The sequence below is a fragment of the Terrisporobacter othiniensis genome (assembly GCF_000808015.1).
GTDB lineage: Bacteria > Bacillota > Clostridia > Peptostreptococcales > Peptostreptococcaceae > Terrisporobacter > Terrisporobacter muris.
On the sequence record NZ_JWHR01000079.1, the window covers coordinates 75,388 to 99,911 of the forward strand.

At 29.1% G+C, this 24,524-nt stretch carries 24 protein-coding genes; 23 read left to right on the forward strand and 1 reads right to left on the reverse strand.

Annotation, left to right across the window (positions count from 1 at the left end):
• Positions 1-8 precede the first annotated feature (8 nt).
• Genes fabF through QX51_RS08985 form a run of 6 tightly spaced genes read left to right on the forward strand, consistent with a single transcriptional unit; the run spans position 9 to position 5,200 of the window.
• On the forward strand, positions 9-1,244 hold the full coding sequence (gene fabF, locus QX51_RS08960) for a beta-ketoacyl-ACP synthase II (protein ID WP_039679564.1): 1,236 nt from the start codon (positions 9-11) through the stop codon (positions 1,242-1,244).
• 13 nt (positions 1,245-1,257) lie between these two features.
• Positions 1,258-1,758 carry an acetyl-CoA carboxylase biotin carboxyl carrier protein gene (accB, locus tag QX51_RS08965; protein WP_039679565.1) on the forward strand — a complete coding sequence of 167 codons (501 nt, stop codon included), beginning with the start codon at positions 1,258-1,260 and terminating at the stop codon, positions 1,756-1,758.
• A complete protein-coding gene (gene fabZ / locus QX51_RS08970) occupies positions 1,759-2,181 on the forward strand; it encodes a 3-hydroxyacyl-ACP dehydratase FabZ (RefSeq protein ID WP_039679566.1) in 423 nt (140 codons plus the stop codon).
• A gap of 8 nt (positions 2,182-2,189) precedes the next feature.
• The gene (locus tag QX51_RS08975; protein ID WP_039679567.1) at positions 2,190-3,542 is read left to right on the forward strand and encodes an acetyl-CoA carboxylase biotin carboxylase subunit; all 1,353 of its coding nucleotides are present in this window, start codon (positions 2,190-2,192) and stop codon (positions 3,540-3,542) included.
• Positions 3,535-4,407 carry an acetyl-CoA carboxylase, carboxyltransferase subunit beta gene (gene accD / locus QX51_RS08980; protein WP_039679568.1) on the forward strand — a complete coding sequence of 291 codons (873 nt, stop codon included), beginning with the start codon at positions 3,535-3,537 and terminating at the stop codon, positions 4,405-4,407. Before QX51_RS08975 ends, accD begins: the two co-directional genes overlap by 8 nt.
• The gene (locus tag QX51_RS08985; protein ID WP_039679569.1) at positions 4,397-5,200 is read left to right on the forward strand and encodes an acetyl-CoA carboxylase carboxyltransferase subunit alpha; all 804 of its coding nucleotides are present in this window, start codon (positions 4,397-4,399) and stop codon (positions 5,198-5,200) included. Before accD ends, QX51_RS08985 begins: the two co-directional genes overlap by 11 nt.
• Before the next feature lie 142 nt (positions 5,201-5,342).
• Here QX51_RS08985 and QX51_RS08990 read toward each other — a convergent pair whose 3' ends face one another.
• A complete protein-coding gene (locus QX51_RS08990; RefSeq protein ID WP_039679570.1) occupies positions 5,343-6,398 on the reverse strand; it encodes an NAD(P)H-dependent flavin oxidoreductase in 1,056 nt (351 codons plus the stop codon).
• Between the two features lie 170 nt (positions 6,399-6,568).
• Here QX51_RS08990 and QX51_RS08995 point away from each other — a divergent pair, with 170 nt between their 5' ends.
• From QX51_RS08995 to QX51_RS09075, 17 genes are all read left to right on the forward strand, one after another.
• Complete coding sequence (locus QX51_RS08995) at positions 6,569-6,988, forward strand: DUF1284 domain-containing protein (RefSeq protein WP_039679571.1); 420 nt, start codon at positions 6,569-6,571, stop codon at positions 6,986-6,988.
• 76 nt (positions 6,989-7,064) lie between these two features.
• On the forward strand, positions 7,065-7,256 hold the full coding sequence (locus tag QX51_RS09000) for a hypothetical protein (RefSeq protein ID WP_152607226.1): 192 nt from the start codon (positions 7,065-7,067) through the stop codon (positions 7,254-7,256).
• A 343-nt stretch (positions 7,257-7,599) separates the two neighbouring features.
• Entirely contained in the window at positions 7,600-8,670 is a 1,071-nt protein-coding gene (locus QX51_RS09005; RefSeq protein WP_039679573.1) for an ABC transporter ATP-binding protein, read from the forward strand.
• A complete protein-coding gene (locus QX51_RS09010; protein ID WP_039679574.1) occupies positions 8,670-9,551 on the forward strand; it encodes a carbohydrate ABC transporter permease in 882 nt (293 codons plus the stop codon). Before QX51_RS09005 ends, QX51_RS09010 begins: the two co-directional genes overlap by 1 nt.
• Before the next feature lie 8 nt (positions 9,552-9,559).
• Positions 9,560-10,378, forward strand: coding sequence for a carbohydrate ABC transporter permease (locus QX51_RS09015; RefSeq protein WP_039679575.1), 819 nt, complete (start codon positions 9,560-9,562; stop codon positions 10,376-10,378).
• Positions 10,362-11,657: an MBL fold metallo-hydrolase gene (locus tag QX51_RS09020; RefSeq protein ID WP_039679576.1), complete on the forward strand. Its 1,296-nt coding sequence runs from the start codon at positions 10,362-10,364 to the stop codon at positions 11,655-11,657. The genes QX51_RS09015 and QX51_RS09020 overlap by 17 nt, the downstream gene beginning before the upstream one ends.
• Before the next feature lie 17 nt (positions 11,658-11,674).
• Positions 11,675-12,943, forward strand: coding sequence for an ABC transporter substrate-binding protein (locus QX51_RS09025; RefSeq protein WP_039679577.1), 1,269 nt, complete (start codon positions 11,675-11,677; stop codon positions 12,941-12,943).
• Positions 12,944-13,133: 190 nt separating this feature from the next.
• Positions 13,134-14,648, forward strand: a complete 1,515-nt coding sequence (locus QX51_RS09030; protein ID WP_039679578.1) for a bifunctional metallophosphatase/5'-nucleotidase — start codon at positions 13,134-13,136, stop codon at positions 14,646-14,648.
• A 138-nt stretch (positions 14,649-14,786) separates the two neighbouring features.
• Positions 14,787-15,857 carry an ABC transporter ATP-binding protein gene (locus QX51_RS09035; RefSeq protein WP_039679579.1) on the forward strand — a complete coding sequence of 357 codons (1,071 nt, stop codon included), beginning with the start codon at positions 14,787-14,789 and terminating at the stop codon, positions 15,855-15,857.
• The gene (locus tag QX51_RS09040; protein WP_039679580.1) at positions 15,857-16,738 is read left to right on the forward strand and encodes a carbohydrate ABC transporter permease; all 882 of its coding nucleotides are present in this window, start codon (positions 15,857-15,859) and stop codon (positions 16,736-16,738) included. The genes QX51_RS09035 and QX51_RS09040 overlap by 1 nt, the downstream gene beginning before the upstream one ends.
• An 8-nt stretch (positions 16,739-16,746) precedes the next feature.
• Positions 16,747-17,565: a carbohydrate ABC transporter permease gene (locus QX51_RS09045; RefSeq protein ID WP_039679581.1), complete on the forward strand. Its 819-nt coding sequence runs from the start codon at positions 16,747-16,749 to the stop codon at positions 17,563-17,565.
• Entirely contained in the window at positions 17,549-18,838 is a 1,290-nt protein-coding gene (locus QX51_RS09050) for an MBL fold metallo-hydrolase (RefSeq protein WP_039679582.1), read from the forward strand. The genes QX51_RS09045 and QX51_RS09050 overlap by 17 nt, the downstream gene beginning before the upstream one ends.
• 16 nt (positions 18,839-18,854) lie before the next feature.
• Positions 18,855-20,114, forward strand: a complete 1,260-nt coding sequence (locus QX51_RS09055) for an ABC transporter substrate-binding protein (RefSeq protein WP_039679583.1) — start codon at positions 18,855-18,857, stop codon at positions 20,112-20,114.
• 3 nt (positions 20,115-20,117) lie between these two features.
• On the forward strand, positions 20,118-21,635 hold the full coding sequence (locus tag QX51_RS09060; protein WP_039679584.1) for a bifunctional metallophosphatase/5'-nucleotidase: 1,518 nt from the start codon (positions 20,118-20,120) through the stop codon (positions 21,633-21,635).
• A gap of 86 nt (positions 21,636-21,721) precedes the next feature.
• Positions 21,722-22,861 carry a DUF362 domain-containing protein gene (locus tag QX51_RS09065; RefSeq protein WP_039679585.1) on the forward strand — a complete coding sequence of 380 codons (1,140 nt, stop codon included), beginning with the start codon at positions 21,722-21,724 and terminating at the stop codon, positions 22,859-22,861.
• A 275-nt stretch (positions 22,862-23,136) separates the two neighbouring features.
• Complete coding sequence (locus QX51_RS09070; protein ID WP_039679586.1) at positions 23,137-23,619, forward strand: PTS sugar transporter subunit IIA; 483 nt, start codon at positions 23,137-23,139, stop codon at positions 23,617-23,619.
• Between the two features lie 22 nt (positions 23,620-23,641).
• Positions 23,642-24,457: a PRD domain-containing protein gene (locus tag QX51_RS09075; protein ID WP_039679587.1), complete on the forward strand. Its 816-nt coding sequence runs from the start codon at positions 23,642-23,644 to the stop codon at positions 24,455-24,457.
• Positions 24,458-24,524 lie beyond the last annotated feature (67 nt).

Below are 24,524 nucleotides of genomic sequence, written 5' to 3' on the forward strand. Positions count from 1 at the left end.
AGGTTTTTATGAGTAGAAGAGTAGTTATAACAGGTGTAGGTGCTATTACCCCTATAGGAAATAGTGCTGAAGAATTTTGGACTAATGCTAAAAATGGAAAATTAGGAATCGACTTTATTAAGTCAATTGAGGTTGAAAATCTAGATGTGAAAATAGCTGGAGAAGTTAAAGACTTAAAAATAGAAGATTATTTAGATAAAAAAGAATGTAGAAGACTTGATAAGTTTACACAATATGCACTTATAGCAAGCGAAGAAGCTATAAAACAATCAGGTCTTAATATGGATGAAATAGATAAAAATAGAGTTGGTGTAATGGTAGGTTCGGGTATAGGAGGTTTCCATACTCACGAAAATGAATTTGGAAATCTACACAAAAAAGGACCTAAAAGAATATCTCCAATGTATATACCTATGACTATTATTAATGCAGGAGCTGCTAATATTGCTATAAAGTACGGTGCAAGAGGAACTTGTACATCAGCAGTAACAGCTTGTGCCACAGGAACTAATAATATAGGAGATGCATTTAGACATATAAAACATGGATATGCAGATGTGATGATAAGTGGAGGATGTGAAGCGTCTATTACTCCAATAGCCATAGCTGGATTTAGTAATATGAAAGCTTTAAACTCTAAAAACACACCTGAAAAAGCGTCAACACCATTTGACAAAGATAGAAGTGGATTTGTTATGGGAGAAGGTGCAGGTATATTAGTTATGGAAAGTTTGGAGCATGCACTGAAAAGAGGCGCAAATATACTATGTGAAATAGTAGGCTATGGATCAACTTGTGATGCATACCATATAACTTCTCCAGATCCAGAAGGTGTAAGCGCATCAAAAGCAATGAAAGATGCAATTGACGAAGCAGGGATAAATACAAGTGAAGTTTCTTATATAAATGCACATGGTACATCAACGCCATACAATGATTTATTTGAAACAAGAGCAATAAAAAAGGTATTTGAAGAAGATGCGAAAAATATTCCTATTTCTTCAACTAAATCTATGACAGGTCATTTATTAGGTGCAGCTGGAGCAATAGAATCTATAGCCTGTATAAAATCTTTACAAGAAGGATTTATACACCCAACTATAGGTTATAGTGAAAGTGAAGAAGAACTTGATTTAGACTATGTGCCTAATGTGGGAAGAGAAAAAAAACTTAAATATGCTTTAAGTAATTCATTAGGATTTGGTGGTCACAATGCTTCGCTGTTGTTTAAAAAGTGGGACTAAATAGGAGGAAAATATGAGATTTGATGAAGTAAAAGAACTTATTGAACTTATTAATAACTCCGACTTATCTTATTTTGAAATGAAAGATGACAAAGAGTTTATAAAAATGGATAAATCAATTACAAGAAATTATGTGTCTAACAGTAATGAGTTATGTGACAATAATTTAAATAAATTAGCTATTACTGATTTAAGTAATGATGTGGATATAAAATCAGAAGTTAAAGAAAGTATTGTAGAAAATGAAATTTCACAAAATAATGATGATGCTGATATAGAGGTAATAGCTTCACCAATAGTTGGAACTTTTTATGAAGCTATATCACCAGAGGATGAACCTATTGTAAGTGTAGGTCAAAAAATAAGCAAAGGTGAAGTAGTTTGCATTGTAGAAGCAATGAAGCTTATGAATGAAATAAGTACAGAGTTTGATTGTGAAATAGTTAGTGTATTGAGTGAAAATGGAAAAATGGTTCAATATGGAGAACCGTTATTCAAGGTAAGGAGAGTATAAATGTTAACTGTTAAAGAAATAAAAGATATTTTACCTCATAGATATCCATTTTTAATGATAGATAGAGTAGAAGAAGTAGTAGAAGGAGAAAGTGCAAAAGGTTATAAAAATGTAACTATAAATGAAAATTTTTTCAATGGACATTTTCCGGATTACCCTGTAATGCCAGGAGTACTAATATTAGAAGCATTAGCTCAAATGGGAGCGATATGTATACTGTCGCAAGAAGAATTTAAAGGAAAAATAGGATTTTTAGTTGGAGCAGATAAAGTAAGATGGAAAAAGCAAGTAACACCTGGAGATAAACTAAATCTTGAAATAGAGATAGTTAGATTAAGAGGTAGCATAGGTGTTGGAAAAGGTAGAGCTACTGTAGATGGAAATTTAGTTTGTGAAGGCGAGATAATGTTTGCTATTGGGTAGGTGATATTATGTTAAAGAAAATTCTTATAGCTAACAGAGGTGAAATTGCGGTAAGAATAATTAGAGCTTGTAGAGAGCTTAATATAAGAACTGTGGCTATTTACTCTGAGCAAGATAAAGATGCTCTTCATACTCAAATGGCAGATGAGTCTGTTTGTGTTGGAGGTGCACTTAGCAAAGATAGTTATTTAAATATGGCAAATATTTTGAGTGCATGTGTTTTGACGGGGTGTGAAGGTATACATCCCGGTTTTGGATTTTTATCGGAAAATCCAAAGTTCGCAAAAATGTGCAGAGAGTGCAATATAAAATTTATTGGTCCAGATTATGAAACTATTGAGCTAATGGGAGACAAAGCAAGAGCTAGAGAAATCATGAAAAAAGCAAAAGTTCCTGTTGTACCAGGATATGAGGGAGAAATACTTTCTTATGATCATGCCCTGGATATAGCTAAAAATATAGGATTTCCACTGATGATAAAAGCCGCTGCCGGAGGTGGAGGCAAGGGAATAAGGATAGTAAGAGATATCAAAGAATTCAAACATAACTTTGAGGCTGCCAAATTAGAATCAAAAGCATGTTTTGGTGAGGATAAGGTTTATATTGAAAAATTTATAGAAAATCCAAGACATATAGAATTTCAAATACTGGCTGATGAATATGGCAAGATAATTCATTTAGGTGAGAGAGAATGTTCGCTGCAAAGAAATAACCAAAAAGTTTTAGAAGAAGCTCCATCTGTTTTTTTGAATGATAATTTAAGAGAAAAGATGGGAAAAGTTGCAGTTAAAGCAGCAGAGGCTGTTAGTTATAAAAACGCAGGAACCATAGAATTCTTAGTGGATGATAGCGGAGAATTCTATTTTATGGAAATGAATACAAGAATTCAAGTTGAACATCCTATTACAGAAATGGTAACTAATATAGATATAGTAAAAGAACAGCTAAAAATAGCTTCAGGCATGGAACTTGAAACTAATCAAGATGATGTTAAAATATCTGGTCATGCCATAGAGTGCAGAATAAATGCAGAAGACCCTAAAAATAACTTTAGACCATGTCCAGGAGTAATAACAGAATTATATACTCCATCAGGATTGGGAGTTAGAGTAGATAGTGCTATTTATTGTGGTTATGAAATTCCACCATATTATGACTCAATGATAGGTAAGCTAATTACATTTGGAGATGACAGAGAAAATGCCATAATTAAAATGAAAAGAGCTTTAGATGAATTTGCCATAGGTGGAGTTACAACAAATATAGATTTTCAATATGAAATACTTGAACATGAGGATTTTATAAATGGAAATTATAATACTTCTTTTATAGAGAATAAGTTGGTGAATAATAATGCTTAAAAATTTATTTAGAAAAAGAGAATATGTAACAGTAAGCTCTAGAAACCTAAATGAGAGCTCTAATCTTCCTAATATACCTGATGGAAAATGGATTAATTGTCCAAAATGTAAAAACATACTTTATAAGGAAGATTTAGATAGAAATTATAAGGTGTGTATAGGATGTGGACATCATTTTAGCATTTCAGCAAAGATGAGGATAGAGCAGATATTTGATGAAGATAGTTTTATAGAGTTATTTAAAGATGTGGAAACAAAGAATCCTTTGAATTTTGAAGGCTATGAAGATAAATTAGAATTAAATAAAGCAAAATCTGGATTGAAGGAAGCTGTCATAACTGGAACAGGAGAAATTAGTTCCATTAAGATAGCAACTGCGATTATGGATAGTAACTTTATGATGGGTAGTATGGGTTCTGCTGTTGGTGAAAAAATAACACGTATTATTGAATATGCAACAGAAAATAGACTACCTCTTATTATTTTCTCAGCGTCTGGAGGAGCCAGAATGCAAGAAGGTATATTATCTCTTATGCAAATGGCTAAAACTTCACTAGCAATATCAAGACATGATAAGGCAGGTTTATTATATATTAGTGTAATTACGCACCCCACAACAGGAGGAGTTACAGCAAGCTTCGCTATGGAAGGAGATATAATCATAAGTGAGCCAAATGCAGTTATTGGATTTGCAGGAAGAAGAGTAATAGAAAATACAATAAATGAGAAGCTACCAGCGGATTTCCAAAGTGCAGAATTTGCATTGGAAAAGGGATTTGTAGATTCTATTGTTAAAAGAAGAGATTTAAAAAACTACTTATATAAAGTTTTAAGATTACATGGGGTGAGTGAGAATGCAAAATAATGAAAATATAATATGGGATAAGGTTAATCTTGCTAGACACAAAGATAGACCGAATGCGAAATTTTATATAGAAAATATATTTGATGATTTTATTGAACTTCATGGTGATAGATCTTTTAGGGATGATAGAGCTATAATTGGCGGAATTGGTAGTATAAATAATGTGAATGTAACAGTTATTGGCATAAACAAAGGAAAAACTACAAAAGAGAATATAGACACGAACTTTGGGATGGTTCATCCTGAGGGGTATAAAAAAGCATTAAGATTAATGAAGCAAGCCGAAAAATTTAAAAGACCTGTTATTTGTTTTATAGATACTCCTGGTGCATTTTGTGGTATAGGAGCTGAAGAGAGAGGGCAAGGTTATGCTATTGCTCAAAACTTGCTAGAAATGAGTAGTTTAAAAACTCCTGTAATATCTATAATTATAGGGGAAGGTGGCAGCGGCGGTGCTTTAGCTCTTGCTTTAGGAGATAAAGTATATATGATGGAAAACTCTATTTATTCTATTTTATCGCCAGAAGGATTTGCATCAATACTTTGGAAAGATGTAAGTAAAGCTAAAAAAGCAGCTTTGGCAATGAAGATAACTTCACATGATTTGAAGAACTTTGGGATAATAGACGATATTATAATAGAACCAGAGAACGGAGCTCATACAAATCCACTTCAAGCAGCCGAAAATATAAAAGAATATATATTGAATGACTTAGATAATTTAATTCATATAGATTATGACGAACTATTAAATAATAGATATGATAAATTTAGAAAAATGGGTAATTTTTAATATGACTGAACTGTAGGAAAATAGAATTTTAAGAACAAAAATGATTAACTCTAATGGAACTAGATTATGAAAAATAAAATATTGAATACTATAAAAAACTGGCTAATTCCAATGGAGTTAGCCAGTTTCCTTAATTTATAGTTTATATCTCACAAGTTAATTCATTCATAACTTCTTTTACTGATTTTAATTCATTTATTTTGTATGCATCTGCACCACAGAATAATAAAGCATCATCAACATTTCCTTTTACTGCATTTATTAAAGCAGTTGAAATACAATAAGGTGTGTTCTTTGGGTTACAAGGAACTAAACAATTATAGCACTTAGTAATTTTAGGTCTTGAACATAATATTGTATCAATAAATTTATTTTTTATTGCTCTTCCTGGAAGCCCAACAGGACTTTTAACTATCTTAATATCTTCTTCTTTGGCATTAATATAAGTTTGTTTAAAATTATCATGGGCATCGCACTCATGAGTAGCGACAAATCTAGTACCTACTTGAACACCGCCAGCACCTAAATCTAAATATTTTTTTACATCAATTCCAGAAGATATTCCACCAGCTGCAATTACAGGTATTTTTTTATTGTATTTTTCTTCGTACTTCTTTGTTATGTCCAAAATCTTAATAAATTCATCATCATAATTGATAGATTTTATATCATCTAATTCATCATTACTAAAACCTAAGTGGCCACCAGCTTTTGGACCTTCTACAATTATTAAATCAGCTGTTGTATTGTCTTTTTTATCCCACATTTTTAGAATAACATGAGCTGCTTTAGATGATGAAACAATGGGAGCTATTTTAGTATTGCTGTTCTTTACTAATTTAGGTAATTGTAAAGGTAGTCCTGCTCCAGAAATTATTAAGTCACAGCCAGACTCTACTGCTGCTTTTACATGATCTTCATAATAATTCATGGCTACCATTAAATTAACACCAATTATACCATTATTTGATTTTTCCTTGGCTATTATAAGATGCTTTTTTAAAGCCCTTAAGTTTGCTTCCAAAGTATTATTTTCAAAATCATCTTCGTCATATCCAATGCTAACACCAGATATAATACCTATACCGCCGGCATTACTAACGGCAGAAGCTAGAGATGATCTAGATATTCCTATGCCCATACCACCTTGGATTACAGGCATTTTTGCGATTAAATTTCCTATTACTAATTCTTTCATAAATTTCCTCCTATAATGAGGAAATTCAAAATTAAAACTAACTAAGATTAATTAATATTATACTATAAAACATAGTATTTTCATACTATAATAATCTTATGAATACATAGAAATTTCAATGATTTAAGAATAGAAAATTTAATTTTGAAAGGAGGCGTAAAAGTAACTTTATGTTAAAAATAAGACCGCATCATATACTTTGCATGAGAGCGTACAGTGGTAATGGATATAGTGAAGAATTTAAAATGAAAATGGAGGGTATCATAAAGGAGATTCAGGCTTATAATGAATTCCTTCAAGTAGATAATTTAAAAGAGGAAATTAAAGAAGTAGAGCTAGTTTTTTATACAGATAGCATTTGTGAAAAATGTCCTAACAAATTAGGTGAAAATCTTTGCTCATCTCAAGAAAAAGTTAATTTACTTGATTTTAAAGTTATAAATCACTTTAATTTAAAAGAGGGTATATATAATTATAAGGACTTAGAAGATTTAGTATATGGGAGTATAAACGAATGCATATTTGATGATATATGTAAAGAATGTGAATGGTATGGGATAACTAATTGTAAGGATTATATAAAATTATAAGCGAGCAATGAGGGGAATTTGAATTCACATAAAAGGCAGTTAATGGATAAAAATTGTGGCTTGTTTTTGTGATTTTTTGAAGTGGGTTTTCTTTATAGCAAAATCTGTTAAGGTTTCTATACAAGAACAGTTATCTAAGCATGAACATGATACTTTTGAGATTTACATATATGCATTATGGAAATGTTTAATGAAGATTTGTTCTACTTTGAAAATTGAGCATATTGAAAAATTGCTAAATTATAAATATAAAGATGTATCTAAATAATTAGGAATTATATAGATACATCTTTTTTTGTTTTGTTTTTTACAAAAGGTATTTTATATAATGAAGAAATGTTAAAAGTGGGTTAAATATATTAGTGTATCACATAAAAAAAAAATTGTATATTAGTTATATCAACATATTTAGACATATAATTGTCGTAAATTGTTAAATTTTAATAATTATATAAAATATGTTGTATATTATGACTAATTATTATATACTTAAAAAGAAATAAATGCGAAAAAGACAATAAATATGATATACTATAATGTTAAAGTTATAAAATATATCTATATTTCGACTTTAAACATCAAAAAAGAAAAAATTTCATTAGAGGTGCAAAATGATACAAATTGAAAAACTAAGAAAAGTTTATGACAATGGTCACGAGGCTTTAAAAAGTATTAATCTAGAAATGAACGAGGGAGAGTTAGTATGTTTACTAGGTCCAAGTGGATGTGGTAAAACAACAATACTAAATCTTTTAGCAGGGTTATTAGATCCTACAAGTGGAGATATAAAATTTGATAATGAGTCTGTAATAGATAAACATCCTAAAGATAGAAACATAGGACTAGTATTCCAAAATTATGCTTTATATCCTCACATGACAGTATTAGAAAACGTTATGTTCCCACTAACAGTAGGAAAGAAGAAAATGCCTAAAGCTGAAGCTATGGAAATTGCTAAAAAATATATGAAAATTACTAGTATAGAAGAATTAGCAGATAAAAAACCAGGAAATATGTCTGGTGGACAGCAACAAAGGGTTGCAATAACTAGAGCTTTAGTTCAAAACCCTAAAATATTATTACTAGACGAACCTCTAAGTAACTTAGATGCAAGACTTAGATTAAAAATAAGAGAAGAAATAAGAAGGTTAGTTAAAGAGATAGGAATAACAACTATATTCGTAACTCATGACCAAGAAGAAGCTTTATCAATAAGTGATAGAATAGTTCTTATGAATGAAGGTATAGTTCAACAATTTGATATACCACAAAATTTATATTTAGAACCAGCAAACTTATTTGTTGCAAAATTCATGGGTAATCCAATCATAAACATATTTGAATTTGAAAAAGAAGGAAATATGTTAAAAGGAGAAAACTTCTCTATAGATTTAAATCTATTAAATAAAGACAGATTTAAAGCTGAATTAACAGAAGGTAAATACATAGTGGGTATAAGACCAGAATACTTCGTAACAAGTGAAAACCCTTTATTCAAAGCGGAAATAGAAACAGTTGAATTAATAGGAAAAGATTGTATAGTAAACTTCAATGTAAACGGAGTACATGCAAAATCTATCACTGATGTAAATCAAAATATCAGAGAAAATGATGAAGTAGGATTTGATATAGATTACAACGGAATTTATTTATTCCAAGAGAATGGAGTTAGAGTGTATTAATGAAAAAGTTAAAATATAGAGCGGAGAATTCACCACAAGCATGGTTATTTCTTTTACCAGCTTTAATAATAATAGGAATATTTAATGTTTTACCTTTAATTAAAACATTTATAATGTCTATGCAAAAAGGTACATTAAATAATTTAGAGTTTAATGGATTTAGAAACTTCTCAGTAGTATTACAAGATCCTAAATTCCACGATGCAATAGGAAATACGGCCTTATTCTCATTTGTAGTAGTGCCTATAGGCCTTATAATATCGATGTTTATAGCAATAACTATATTTGAAAAAATTAAACATAAAAGCTTATTTGAGACAATATTCTTTATACCATACTTAACAAGTGTAATAGCGATAGGTATAGTATTTAGATTTTTATTCAATGGAGAATATGGTTTTATAAACTACTTATTAGGTCTTATAAATGTAGGGCCAATAAACTTCTTAGATGATCCGAGTATGAGTATGACGACTCTAATTATATTTGGTATTTGGTCAGGTCTTGCTTTTAATATAATTATATTACTTTCAGGACTTAGAACTGTGGATGAAAATTATTATAAAGTAGCAGACATGTTTGGAGCTTCAAAGTTTGAACAATTTATAAAAATAACTCTACCACAAATGATACCAACAATAACATTTTTATTAATGGTAAACTTTATTAATGCCTTCAAAGTATATGCACAAGTATTCTCTATATTTAATGGGAAAGCAGGAATAGCAAACAGTGCAACTACAGGAGTATTTTATATCTTCAACAAATTCTATGTTGAATACCGCTATGGTCAAGGTATGGCTGCAGCAGTAATATTATTTGCATTAATATTATTATTTACCTTAATTCAAAACTATGTTTTAAAAAGAATATCTAAGTAGGTGAAAAAATGAAAAAGGTTAATTTATTTATATCAAAAACATTTATAGGCATAATGGCCTTAATAACACTGTTTCCTTTTATATATATGATATTATCAAGTTTAATGTCATTCCAAGAGGTAACAAGTATACCACCAACACTTATACCAAAAGAGTTTAAGTGGGAAAACTTTAAATTGGCAATGGAGCAGGCACCTTTTGTTAGATATTTCTTCAATACTATAATAGTTGCTGGATTATCAACAGTAGGAACATTAATAACTTCAGTATTAGCCAGCTTTGCGTTAGTTAAATTAGAGTTTAAATATAAAGACTTATTAGTAATGGGAATGGCAGCACTTCTAATGGTACCATATGAAGTTACTGTATTTACTAACTATCAAACAATAGCAAATATGGGATTATTAGATACTTATACAGCCTTAATACTTCCATCATTAGCAAGTATATTCTATATATTCTACTTAAAAAATTATCTTACATCTATACCTCTTTCATACTACAAAGCGGCAAAAGTTGATGGATGTGGAGATTTAGAATTTATAAGAAGAATATTAATACCTCTTGCTAAACCTTCATTATTTACAATGGGTATATTAAGTTTCATAAACGGATGGAACTCATTCTTATGGCCTATACTTGTGACAAATAGTAAAGAAATGAGATTATTAAGTAATGGACTTAGTGCTTTTGCTACAGAAAGTGGTACAAATGTACACTTACAAATGGCGGCTTCAACAATAGCTATAGTGCCTATATTAATTTTATACTTAATATTTAGAAAACAAATTATAAGAGGAGTTGTAAAGAGTGGCGTTAAAGGATAAAAAGACAAAAATAACATTCCACAATGGGATATTAACTATTGGGGGAACAATTATAGAAATAGCATATGAAGATAGTCATATATTCTTCGATTTTGGTAGTGAGTATAATCCATCAGATCCAAAACAACCAAAAGATTTACAAGATTTATTAGATATGAATCTTGTACCATACTTAGACAATATGTTTGATCCAAGTATACCTTTAAAAGGATATGAATCTAAAGAAGATAAATTTAAAAATACAGCAGTATTCTTATCACATGTTCATTTAGATCATTCAAAAATAGTTAACTATTTAAATCCTGCAGTACCTCTATATATGTTAGAAGGAACAAAATCTTTATTAAATACTTTAAACATAAATAATGATTTCTTATTCCCACTTCATAAAGCAGGAGAGTCTAATGTTAGAGACATAAATGGTGTCAAAGAAAATGAAATAATTAAAGTTGGAGATATAAAAGTAAAAGTAATGCCAGTTGACCATGATGCATATGGTGCAAGTGGATTATTAATAGAAACTCCAGATTTAGTTATATCTTATACAGGGGATATAAGACTTCATGGATATAGAAAAGATGCAACTTTAAACTTCTGTAAAGAAAGTGAAAATTGTGATGTCTTATTAATAGAAGGTGTTACAGTTTCTTTCCAAGAGTTAAATGAAGATGCACATGTGCCAGCAGATGATAATGAGATGGCATTAATAGAAAAGATAAATAACATTGTAAAAGAAAATCCTAATAAACAAATAACATTTAACTACTATATATCTAATATAGAAAGAATATTGAATATAATAAAAACTAATCCAAGAACTGTAGTATTAGATGCATATTATTCTTATGTATTAAAACATGCAACAGGATATCAATCACACTATTATCAATTAGATGATAAAGATTATGGACTAGACAAAGACTTCGAAGTAGAGTTTGAAACACTTCTACAAGATGAAAGTAGCTATTTCTGGCAATTAGATACACTTGCCATTGAACAATTTGATAGATTAAAAGAGGGTGGAATTTATGTTCATTCAAATGCAACACCACTTGGAGATTTTGACCCAGCATATGCACCATTTATAAAAAGATTCGAAGATAACAATATCGAATTTAAATTAGCGTCATGTACTGGACATGCTCATCCATTTGATTTGATTGAAATAATAGACTTAATTAAGCCTAAACTATTAGTTCCAATTCACTCGTATCATCCAGAAAGACTTTACAATAAGTCTGGCGATGTACTATTACCAGAAAAGAAACAAACTATATAATTTTGGAGGATTTAATAATGAAATTCAAGAAATTTGCATCATTAGCATTAGCAGCAGTCCTGACGACTGGACTAATGACTGGATGTGGCAACAGTAAAGATGCTTCATCTGAAGAGATTGTAACAGAAATTAAAGAGCCAGTTGAAATAACATTCTGGCATGCAATGAACGGAGATTTAGAAAAAACTCTACAAAAACTAACTGATAAGTTCATGGAAGAAAATAAAAACATAACAGTAACTTTACAAAATCAATCAAGTTACCCAGAGTTACAACAAAAAATAACTGCAACAACTGCAAGTCCAAAGGACTTACCAACATTAACTCAAGCATATCCTCACTGGATGATAAATGCAATGCAAGATGATTTACTTGTTGACTTAAAACCTTACATAGAAAATGAAACTATAGGTGATAAAAATTACGAAGATATATTAGAAGGATTCAGAACTGCTAGTGAAATAGATGGCAAAATATATGGAATGCCTTTCAATAAATCAACAGAAGTTATATGGTATAATAAAACATTATTTGAAGAATTAGGATTAAAAGTTCCGACTACTTTTGAAGAATTTGCAGAAGTATCAAAAACTATAACTGAGAAAAAAGGTATAGTTGGTGCTGGATTTGACTCATTAAACAACTTCTACACTACTTACTTAAAAAATAAAGGTGTAGATTTCAATAAAGATACAGATGTAACTGGTAAAGAATCAGTTGAAGCTGCTAACTACTACTTAGAGGGAATAAAAGAAGGTTACTTCAGAATAGCTGGTACAGATATGTACTTATCAGGACCATTTGCTAATGAAACACTTGGTATGTATGTAGGATCAAATGCTGGTGAATCATTTGTTAAGCAAGGTGTAGGTGATAAGTTTGAAGTAGGTGTTGCTGCTTATCCAGCTGAATCAGCTATGCAACAAGGAACTGATTTATATGTATTCAATAATGCTTCAGCTGAACAAAAAACAGCTGCATTTGAATACTTAAAGTTCTTATCTGCAACAGAAAACCAAATAACTTGGGGAATTGAAACTGGATATATACCAGCTACTAAGAGTGCTATAGAATCAGATGAATACAAAAACTCAGGAAGTTTAGTAGCATCTGTATTAAAAGAAGCAACATCTAAAAACTTATTCATAAACGAAGTTGCTGCAGGTGTTGATAGTGCTTACAATGAATCAAAAGTTGTAATGGAAGATATATTATCAGATGTTAAATCAGATGTTAAATCTAAATTAGAAGCATATAAAAATACTTTAACAGGAATATACGAATAAGTATTTTTAAGTTAGATGTAATTTTACAAGGGGATGTCTTAAATTTTAAGACATCTTCTTTATTTTATATAGTTGGAATTTATAATTTATTTAGTTTATATATAAATTGCAAATTCCAGCTACTTAAAGTATAGCGGAACAAGTTGTGGAGATATAATCAAAGCGAATTTTTTATAAAAAGGAGAAAAATATGAAACTAGTTATTTATCAAACAAGTGATTTACATGGATATGTATATCCTACAAACTATGTAAAAGAACAACCTTTAGGAATTTTAAAAATAGGAAGCTTTATAAAAAAGGATGAGTTAAATTATGATAAATCTTTAAAAATAGATTGTGGAGATTTAGTACAAGGTTCAGCAATGACACACTATTTATCAAAACATGATATGAAGACTAATCCAATTATTGAAGGGCTAGAAAATATAAACTATGATGCTTATGTATTAGGGAATCATGAGTTTAACTATGGTTTAGATTATCTTAATAAATCATATTCACCTATAAGTAATAAAGTAATAAATGCAAATATAGAAGGATTACAATTTGAAACAAAGCCTTATAAAATATTTGACTTAGATGGATTTAAAGTTGGATGCATAGGATTTACAACATCATTTATTCCTAACTGGGAGCAAGAATGTAATATAAAAGGATTAAAATTTAATAATCCTGTGGAAATGTACGCAAAATATGAAAAAGAGTTAAAAAATCAATGTGATTTTATAATAGTTTGTTATCATGGTGGATTTGAAAAAAGTTTAGAGGATAATACTACTCCAACAGAAGCTTTAACAAAGGAAAATCAAGGAAGTGAACTTTTAGAAAAGTTTGATTCAATAGATATGGTTTTAAGTGGACATCAGCATAGATCATTTATAACTAAAATAAATGGAGTGCTTTGTTCTCAACCATTAAATAATGGTCAAAACTTTACAAAGATAGTACTAGATACAGAAACTAAAGAAGTAGAATATGAACTAGTAGAAGTTAAAGATTTAGATGTGAAAATCGATGAAAACTTACAAAGTATATTTGAAAATGTGGAAAGTAAACTACAAGTTTATTTAGATCAAGAAATAGGCGAATTTGAAAAAGATATATTAGTGGAAGATTTATTTGAAGCAAGACTTAAAGGTCATCCATTTGTAAACTTCTTACATGAAGTTCATCTTGATGCTGGACAAGCTGATTTCTCTGCCCTATCTATGTTTGATAGTACAATAGGATTCAAAAAGGTTGTATCTATTAGAGATGTATTAGTAAATTATCCTTATCCAAATACTTTAAAAGTACTAAAAGTAAAAGGTGAAAAAATAAAAGAAGCAATGGAAAAAAGTGCAACTTACTTTGTTGTAGAAAATGATGAAGTAGGAGTAAATATTTCTTTCTTAGAGCCTAAAGTTCAACACTATAACTATGATACTTTTGGTGGAATGACTTATGAAGTAGATTTAAATAGAGAATTTGGTGATAGAATAGTTTCTATGAAAAAAGATAATGTGGACATTGATTTAGAAAAATACTATACAGTAGTAATGAATAATTATCGTGCTACAAATACGGCGATATATCCAAGCTATGAAGGTGCAGAAACTGTAGGAGAAATTAATTTAGACATAAGTGAAGTTATAATAAATTATATTCAAAATAAGAAAAAAGTTAATGTTATAGATGAAAGTAACTATAAAATTAAATATTAGAAACAAAATAAAAGAGCAACTACTTTAGCTATAGAGAGCTATCTAAAGTAGTTGCTCTTTTGATTTAATAGTAATTTTTATTTTTTATAATAAGTTTCACCACTTCAAGAAATAATATCTTTATGAGAGGTGAAAAACATGATACATATTAAAGAATTGAAAAAAGTTTATGATAATGGATATGAAGCATTAAAAAGTATAAATCTTGAAATAAATGAGGGTGAATTAGTTTGTTTATTGGGTCCTAGTGGATGTGGAAAAACTACAATACTAAATTTATTATCAGGATTATTAGATCCTACTAGTGGTGATATTAGATTTAATAATGAATCAGTTATAAATAAGCACCCTAAAGACCGTAATATAGGTTTGGTATTTCAAAATTATGCCTTATATCCTCACATGACAGTTTTGGAAAATGTCATGTTTCCCTTAACAGTGGGAAAGAAAAAAAAGTCAAAAGAAGAAGCCATGAAAATAGCTCAGGAATACATGAAAATAACTAGTATAGAAGAATTGGCCAATAAAAAGCCAGGAGAAATGTCTGGAGGTCAACAACAGCGTGTTGCCATTACAAGAGCCTTAGTTCAAAGTCCTAAGATTTTACTTCTTGATGAGCCTTTAAGTAACCTAGATGCTAGACTTAGACTAAAAATCAGAGAAGAAATTAGACGATTAGTAAAGGAAATAGGAATTACTACTATTTTTGTAACTCATGATCAAGAGGAGGCTTTATCTATAAGCGATAGAATCGTATTGATGAACCAAGGTGTAGTCCAACAATTTGATATACCTCAGAATCTATATTTAGAGCCAGCAAATTTATTTGTGGCAAAATTTATGGGGAATCCAATTATAAATATTTTTGAGATGAATAAAGAAGGGAATGTTTTAGTTGGAGAGGATTTTTCTATTGATACTAATTTACTTAAGAAAGATAGAATAAAACAAGAATTTACTGAAGAAAAATATGTAGTAGGTATACGAGCAGAATATTTTATGTTAAGTAAAAATCCACTATTTAAAACAAAAGTAGAATCTGTAGAGTTAATAGGAAAAGACTGCATTTTAAATTTTAAGATTAATAACAAAAATTCAAAATCAATTACAGACATTTGTGAGCATGTGAAAGAAGGAGATGAAGTTGGATTTGATATAGACTATGACAGTATTTATATATTTCAAGAAGATGGAAAGAGGGTTTACTAATGAAAAAGATGAAGTATAGTGCTGAGAATGCACCACAAGCATGGTTATATTTATTGCCAGCTTTAATTATAATAGTCATATTTCACGTGTATCCACTGATTAAGACTTTTATTATTTCTTTTGAAAAGGGAACTTTAAATAATTTAGTCTTCAATGGTATAAAAAATTATCAAGTTGTATTAGCAGACCCCAAATTTCATAAGGCAATAATTAATACTACACTATACTCATTTATTGTTGTACCAGTTGGTGTAATTATCGCCATGGCAATAGCTCTTACAATAATTGAAAAAATTAAATACAAAGATATTTTTGAAACCATATTCTTTATACCTTACTTAACAAGTATTATAGCTGTAGGTATAGTATTTAGGTTCTTATTAAACAAAGATTATGGTTTTGTGAACTATATATTAGGCTTTATAAATGTAGGGCCAATTAACTTTCTAGATGATCCTAAAATGAGCATGTTAACACTAATTATTTTTGGTATTTGGCAAGGTTTGGCATTCAACATAATAATACTTCTTTCTGGACTAAGAAATGTTGATAAAAATTACTATAAAGTTGCTGATATGTTTGGAGCTACTAAGTCAGAACAGTTTTTTAGAATAACACTACCTCAGATGATACCTATACTTACATTTTTATTAATGGTTAACTTTATAAATGCATTTAAGGTATATTCTCAGGTATTTGCCATATTCAATGGAAAAGCAGGTATAGCAGATAGTGCTACTACAGCAGTATTTTATATTTTTAATAAATTCTATGTGGAATATCGTTATGGTCAAGGAATGGCTGCAGCAGTTATATTATTCTTGCTTATATTGCTATTTACCTTAATACAAAATTATGTAATGAAAAAATTATCTAAGTAGGTGAGAATATGAAACAATTTAATTCGGCGTTAGCAAAAGTATTTATTTTTATAATGGCTGTAATAACATTATTTCCATTTGTATATATGATTTTATCGAGCTTAATGACTTTTCAAGAGGCCACTAGTATACCACCAACGCTTATTCCAAAGTCTCTTAATTGGCAAAACTTCTCAGAAGCAATGAAGCAAGCTCCTTTTGTTAGATACTTCTTCAATACAATTTTTGTGTCAGGATTATCGACACTAGGAACTTTAGTGACTTCTGTTTTAGCGGCCTTTGCCTTAGTTAAATTAGAGTTTAGATTTAAAAATATATTATCAGCAGTAATGGTTACTTTATTAATGATTCCTTATGAAGTTACAGTATTTACTAATTATCAGACTATAGCACAAATGGGACTATTAGACACTTATACAGCTTTAATAGTACCATCTCTTGCAAGTGTATTTTATATATTCTACTTAAGAGGATATATATCTAGTATTCCAATATCTTATTATAAGGCAGCAAAAGTAGATGGATGTGGTGATTTGGAATTTATCACAAGAATACTAGTTCCATTAATAAAACCATCATTATTTACTATGGGAATACTAAGTTTTATAGGTGGATGGAATTCATTTTTATGGCCAATATTAGTTACTAATAGCAAAGAGATGAGACTACTTAGTAATGGACTTAGTGCATTTGCAACAGAAAGTGGAACCAACGTGCAACTACAAATGGCAGCATCAACAATAGCCATCGTACCAATACTAATCATATATTTAATATTTAGAAAAGAAATAATTAAAGGAGTTGCTAGCAGTGGTATTAAAGGATAAAAAAACAAAAATAACATTTCACAATGGAATATTAACTATTGGTGGAACTATTATAGAAATAGTATATGAAGACAGTCATATATTTTTTGATTTTGGGAGTGAATACAATCCAAGTGCTGAGTTTCAGCCATCAAACTTGCAAGAACTATTAGATGAAAAGTTAGTTCCATATATAGACAATATATTTGACCCAGAAATTTTATTAAAAGGATATGAATCAAGAGAAGAAAAGTTTAAAAATACAGCAGTATTTTTATCTCATATGCATCTAGATCATTCAAAAATTATTAATTATTTAAATCCTGAGATACCTTTATATACATTAGAAGGAACAAAATCTTTGCTCAATACTTTAAATATAAATAATGATTTTTTATTTCCTTTTGATAAAAAGAAAGACAATAACACTCGTCATATGATAGGAGTAAAAGAAAATGAAGAAATAGAAGTAGGCAAAATTAAAGTAAAAGTAATGCCTGTGGATCATGATGCATATGGTGCTTGTGGACTATTAATAAAGACACCAGATTTAGTAATTTCTTATACAGGAGATATAAGGTTACATGGATATAGAGAAAAAGATACACTTCAGTTTTGTAAAGAAAGTGAAAACTGTGATGTGCTTTTAATTGAAGGAGTTACAGTTTCATTTAAAGATTTTGAAGATGAAGATGATGAAATATGTAATGAAAATGAATTAATAAAAAGAATAAATGAAGTAGTAAATAGCAACACTAATAAACAGATAACTTTTAATTATTATATTTCAAATATAGAAAGAATCTTAAATATAATAAAAACAAATTCAAGAAAGGTTGTTTTGGATGCATATTATTCATATGTGCTAAAAGAAGCTAGTGGATATGAATCTTATTACTACAAACTAGATGATAAGGACTATGGATTAAATCCTAAATACGAAATTAAATTTGAAGATCTTTTAGAAGACGAGAGTAAATATATGTGGCAATTAGATATACTTGCTCTTAATCAATTTGATAAGTTAAAACAGAATGGAGTATATATCCACTCTAATGCAACACCATTAGGACCTTTTGACCCTAGTTATGAACCGTTTGTTGAAAGATTCAAAGAAAAAAATATTGAATTTGTAATAGCATCATGTAGTGGACATGCTCATCCTAAGGATTTGATAAAGATAATAAACTTAATTAAACCTAAGTTATTAGTACCAATCCACTCATATAAACCAGAGAAGCTTTATAATGAGCATGGAGAAAGATTATTACCTAAGAAAAAACAGACTATTTAAAGGAGGCACAAGGGTAATGAAATTTAAAACTTTAGTATCAATAGCACTATCAGTAATATTACTAGTAGGATGTTCAAATAAAAAACAAACTGAGCAAACTACTGAAGAAATAGTTACAGAACTAAAAAATCCTGTAGAAATAACTTTTTGGCATGCTATGAATGGAGAACAAGAAACAGCTTTAAAAAAATTAGTTGATAAATTTACAAAAGAAAATTCTAATATTACAGTAACTCTACAAAATCAATCTAGCTATCCAGACTTGCAACAAAAAATAACTGCAACAACTGCAAGTCCAAAAGATTTGCCAACTATTACACAAGCTTATCCAGACTGGCTTTTAAATGCTATGGATGAAAATTTAGTAGTAGATTTAAAACCATATATAGAAAATAAAACACTTAAATTTGATAATTATGATGATATATTAGAAGGGTTTAGACAAGCATCTACAATAGATGGTAAAATCTATGGAATGCCATTTAATAAATCAACAGAAGTTTTATGGTATAACAAAACTTTATTAGATAAGCATAACATAGCAGTTCCAACAACATATGAGGAATTTGCTAAAGCTTCTAAAGAAGTGAAAGAAAAAGCAAATATTGTTGGTGGTGGATTTGATTCATTAAGTAACTACTATACAACTTATTTAAAAAATGAAGATGTAACATTTGATTCTAAATTAGATCCGACTAGTGAAGCATCTAAAAAAGCTGTAAATTACTATCTAGATGGTGTAAAGGATGGATATTTTAGAATTGCAGGAACAGATAAATATTTATCAGGTCCTTTTGGAAATGAAACTATAGCTTTATATGTAGGTTCAAATGCAGGTGAAGCTTTTGTTAAACAAGGTGTTGGGGATAAATTTGAGATAGGTGCTGCACCATATCCAGCAAAATATGTTATGCAACAAGGTACAGACTTATTTGTATTTTCTAGTGCTACAGCAGAACAAAAAACAGCAGCATATAAACTTCTACAATTCTTAACAACAAAAGAAAATCAAATAGAGTGGGCAAAAGCAACTGGATATATACCTGTTAGAAAAAGTGCTATAGAATCAGATGAATATAAAAATTCAGGAACATTAATAGCACCTATATTAGCAGATGCAACTAAGAATTTATTTACAAACCCAGTTGTAAAAGGTATGGATAGTGCATTCCGTGAATCTAATACAGTACTAGAGTCAATATTAGCAAATACTAATGTGGATATTAAAACAAAATTAGAAGAATTTAAATCAACTTTAATGGGAATTTGGGAATAGAATATGAGACTTGTTATTTATCAAACTAGTGATTTACATGGGTATGTATACCCTACAAATTACGTAAAAGAACAGCCTCTTGGAATTTTAAAAATAGGAAGCTATATAAAAGAAGATGAAGTAAACTATGATGCATCTTTAAAAATAGATTGTGGTGACTTAGTTCAAGGCTCTGCTCTTACTCATTATTTATATAAACATGCTGTAAAGAAAAATCCTATTATTGAAGGAATGGAAAATATAAAATATGATATTTATGTATTAGGTAACCATGAATTTAACTATGGTTTAGATTATTTAAATAAATCATATGCACCTGTAAGTGATAAAGTTATAAATGCAAATATAGAAGGTTTAGCATTTGAAACAAAACCATATAAAATATTTGATTACAATGGATTTAAAGTTGGATGCATGGGGCTAACAACTGGTTTTATACCTAATTGGGAGCAAGAGTGCAATATAAAAGATTTAACGTTTAATGATCCAGTAGAAGCATATGGAAAATATGAGCAAGAGCTAAAAGCAAATTGTGATTTCATAATAGTTTGTTATCATGGTGGATTTGAAAAAAGTATAGAAGATAATATGACACCAACAGAGGCACTAACAAAAGAAAATCAAGGAAGTGAACTTCTAGAGAAGTTTGATTCCATAGATATGATTTTAAGTGGACATCAACATCGATCATTTATAACAAAAATAAATAATGTAATTTGCTCACAGCCTTTAAATAATGGACAAAACTTCACAAAGATAGTAATAGATACTGAAAGTAAAAAAATAGAATATAAATTGGTTGAAGTTAAGGATTTAAAAATAGAAATAGATAAAAATCTTTTAAATATATTTGAGGAAGAAGAAGGTAAATTGCAAGTTTATCTAGATCAAGAAATAGGTGAATTTGACAAGGATATATTAGTAGATGATTTATTTGAAATAAGACTTAAAGGTCATCCATTTATAAACTTTTTGCACCAAGTTCAACTTGAGAAATCAGGAGCTGATTTCTCGGAACTATCTATATTTGATAGTACAATTGGATTTAAAAAAATTGTATCAATTAGAGATGTGTTAATTAATTATCCTTATCCAAATACTTTAAAGGTTCTTAAAGTAAAGGGAAAAAAAATCAAAGAGGCTATGGAAAAGAGTGCTACTTATTTTGTAGTTGAAAATGGAGAAGTAAAAGTAAATGTTTCATTTTTAAAACCTAAAGTACAACATTATAATTACGATACTTTTGGTGGAATGACCTATGAGATAGATTTAAATAGAGAATTTGGAAATAGAGTTGTGTCTATAAAAAAAGATAATGTAGATATTGATTTAGAGAAATACTACACTATAGTAATGAATAATTATCGTGCTACAAACACAGCAATATATCCAAGTTATGAAGGTGCAGAAGTTGTAAAAGAAATTAACTTAGATATAAGTGAAGTGATAATTGATTATATACAAACTAAGAAAAAAGTTAATGTGATAGAGAAAAGTAACTACAAATTAAAATATAATTAGAATATATAAAGATATATGTAAATTACACAATGCTATAATTAAACTAATGCATAACAATGGGATTATATTATAAAAGGAGATTAAAAATGAAAGAAGTATCACTAAGAAGTTGTGATAGTTATGAATATGAAGAAGTAAAAATACAAGTGGAAAAATTGCTACATGATTTGGGAGGAATTGAAAAATACATAAAGAAAAATAGCACTGTGTTTATAAAGTTGAACCTTGTCGCTAAAAAATTGCCCAAGGAAATGGCAACTACTCATCCTATGATTTTAAAAGTAATAGCAGAGCAACTTTTAGAGTTAGGATGTAAAGTAATAGTTGGAGATAGCCCTGGAGGGCCTTATACAAAAGCATCTCTAAAAGGTGTGTACAAAACTTGTGGAATAGAAAAATTATGTGAAGAACTTAGTATGGAACTAAACTATGATATATCAGAGGTGAAAGTGGAAAATCCAAAGGGTAAGATACTGAAATATATGACAGTGATAAAACCCATTGTGGAAGTAGATCATGTTATAAATATTTGCAAATTAAAAACACATGCAATGGCAACTTTTACAGGAGGGGTTAAAAATTTATTTGGGGTAATTCCTGGGGTAAAAAAAGCTGAATATCATTTTAAAATGCCAGAAGTTAAGGACTTTACAGAAGCCTTAGTTGATATATGTGATTTTGTATCACCAACTCTTACTATAATGGATGGTGTAGTGGGGATGGAAGGAGAAGGACCAACGGCAGGAGTACCTAGAAAAATAGGTATATTATTAGCATCTTCTAGCCCCTATGCTATAGATGTTGTTGCCTGTAAACTTATAAATTTAGAACCAATTAAAGTTCCTACAGTACAGAGATGTGTTGAAAGAAGTTTAATTCAAAAAGACTTTTCTGATATTTGCGTGCTAGGAGAAAAAGTTGAAGATAAAGTAATTAAAGATTTTAAAATACCTTCAAATAAAAGTATTAGTTTCCTAAGAGGGAAAGTGCCTAGAAGTTTAGAAATTTTTATAAATAAAAAACTAGCAGGTAAACCAGTAATAAATTATAGAAAATGCGTAAACTGTGGAGTTTGTAGTAGGGTTTGTCCTCCTAAGGTTATAGATATGAAGGAAAATGGTCCTAATATAAATTTAGATAATTGCATAAGATGTTTTTGTTGTCATGAATTATGTCCTAAAAAAGCTGTAGATTTAAAGAGGCCCCTTATTTTTAAATTTTTATAAAATACTAATTATTAAACAGAGAGAGATTCAATATAGAAGTAAGCAATTTTAAAAATTATATTAATTCTATAATTGAAATTCGGCACATGTAGTCAAAAATATACAAAAATAGAAAAAAATATTGAAAAAAAATTGAAAACGTTTTATAATGTATTTATAATTGAAAACGTGTAACTATTAAATTAGGCATGAGTTCTTGAGTATTATTTTATTCTAAGGATTCATGCCTTTTTGTATTGATAAGGAGATCCTTGTATCAATAAGGAGGAAATATTGTGTTAAGTTTTTTTAAGAAAAATAAAAATTATAAAATTTGTGCAGCTGTAAGTGGAAAAAGTATTAATATTGAGAAAGTTAATGATGCTACATTTTCACAAAAACTAATGGGAGATGGAGTAGCAATTATTCCTAATAGCAATATTGTAGTAGCTCCTTGCAATGGTAAAATAACAGTACTTCCAGAATCAAAGCATGCATTTGGGATTGTATCGGATGATGGAGTTGAGATATTGGTCCATATAGGTATAGATACAGTTAGTTTAAATGGAGATGGATTTAAAAATGAAGTGTCTCAAGGAAGTATTGTGAAGCAAGGAGACCCAATAATAAGTTTTGATAGAGAAAAAATAATTTCTAAAGGAATAGATAGTACAACTATGATGATTGTATTAAACCATAGTGAATTTTCAAATATAAATTGTATCGCAGAGGGTGAAGTAATCGCAGGACAAGACACTGTTATTGAAGTTTTGAAATAACTTAGGGAGGAATGAGTTTAATATGATAGCAGTAAAGATCTTTAACAATAATGCATTATCAACAGTAACTCATGATGGAAAAGATGCTATTTTAATCGGATTAGGGATAGGTTTTAATAAACGTCCAGGTGATAAAGTTAGTGAAGAAAAGATAGAAAAAATTTACTATGTTCAAGATGATATGCAGACAAAATTTTTAGAGATGTTGAAGAATGTTGATTCAGATGTTATGGAGGCATCAGAAAAAATTGTAGGTCTTATTCCAGGGAGTGAAGGTAAGTTTAGCAATAAAGGTATATTATCTTTAATTGAGCATATTAGCTTTGCAATTGAGAGAACAAAGAATGGCATATTTTTACCTAACTTAATGCTTTCTGACATAAAGATGATGTACTCAAAAGAATTTGAATTAGGATTAAAAGCTTTAGACATTATACAGGAAATATGTCATATCCGCTTGCCTGGAGATGAAGCAGGTTATATTGCTCTACATTTTGTTAATATGCAATCAAACGATAATTTAGCATATGATACTTTAAAATTTGTAAAAGGTAGTATTGATCTAATAAAAGAGTGTTATGGAATAGAATTAGATGAATCAAATTTAACTACATTACGTTTTATGACTCATTTAAAGTTTCTGGCACAAAGAATTTTCAAAAAAGAAGCTTTACAAGATGATAAGATGATAGAAATGTATGATTATTTGATAGGAAATAATTATAAAAATGAAGAGTATTTACAAAAACTAGATAAATATATTGAAAAAGAATTTAAATATAAATTAGATAAAAGTGAAAAAGTCTATTTATTATTACATTTAACAAAAATTTTATAAGAATAAAATGGATTGTGACTGGTAATGCAGGCAAGACCCAGAAAAATGACATATATGTGTATATGTT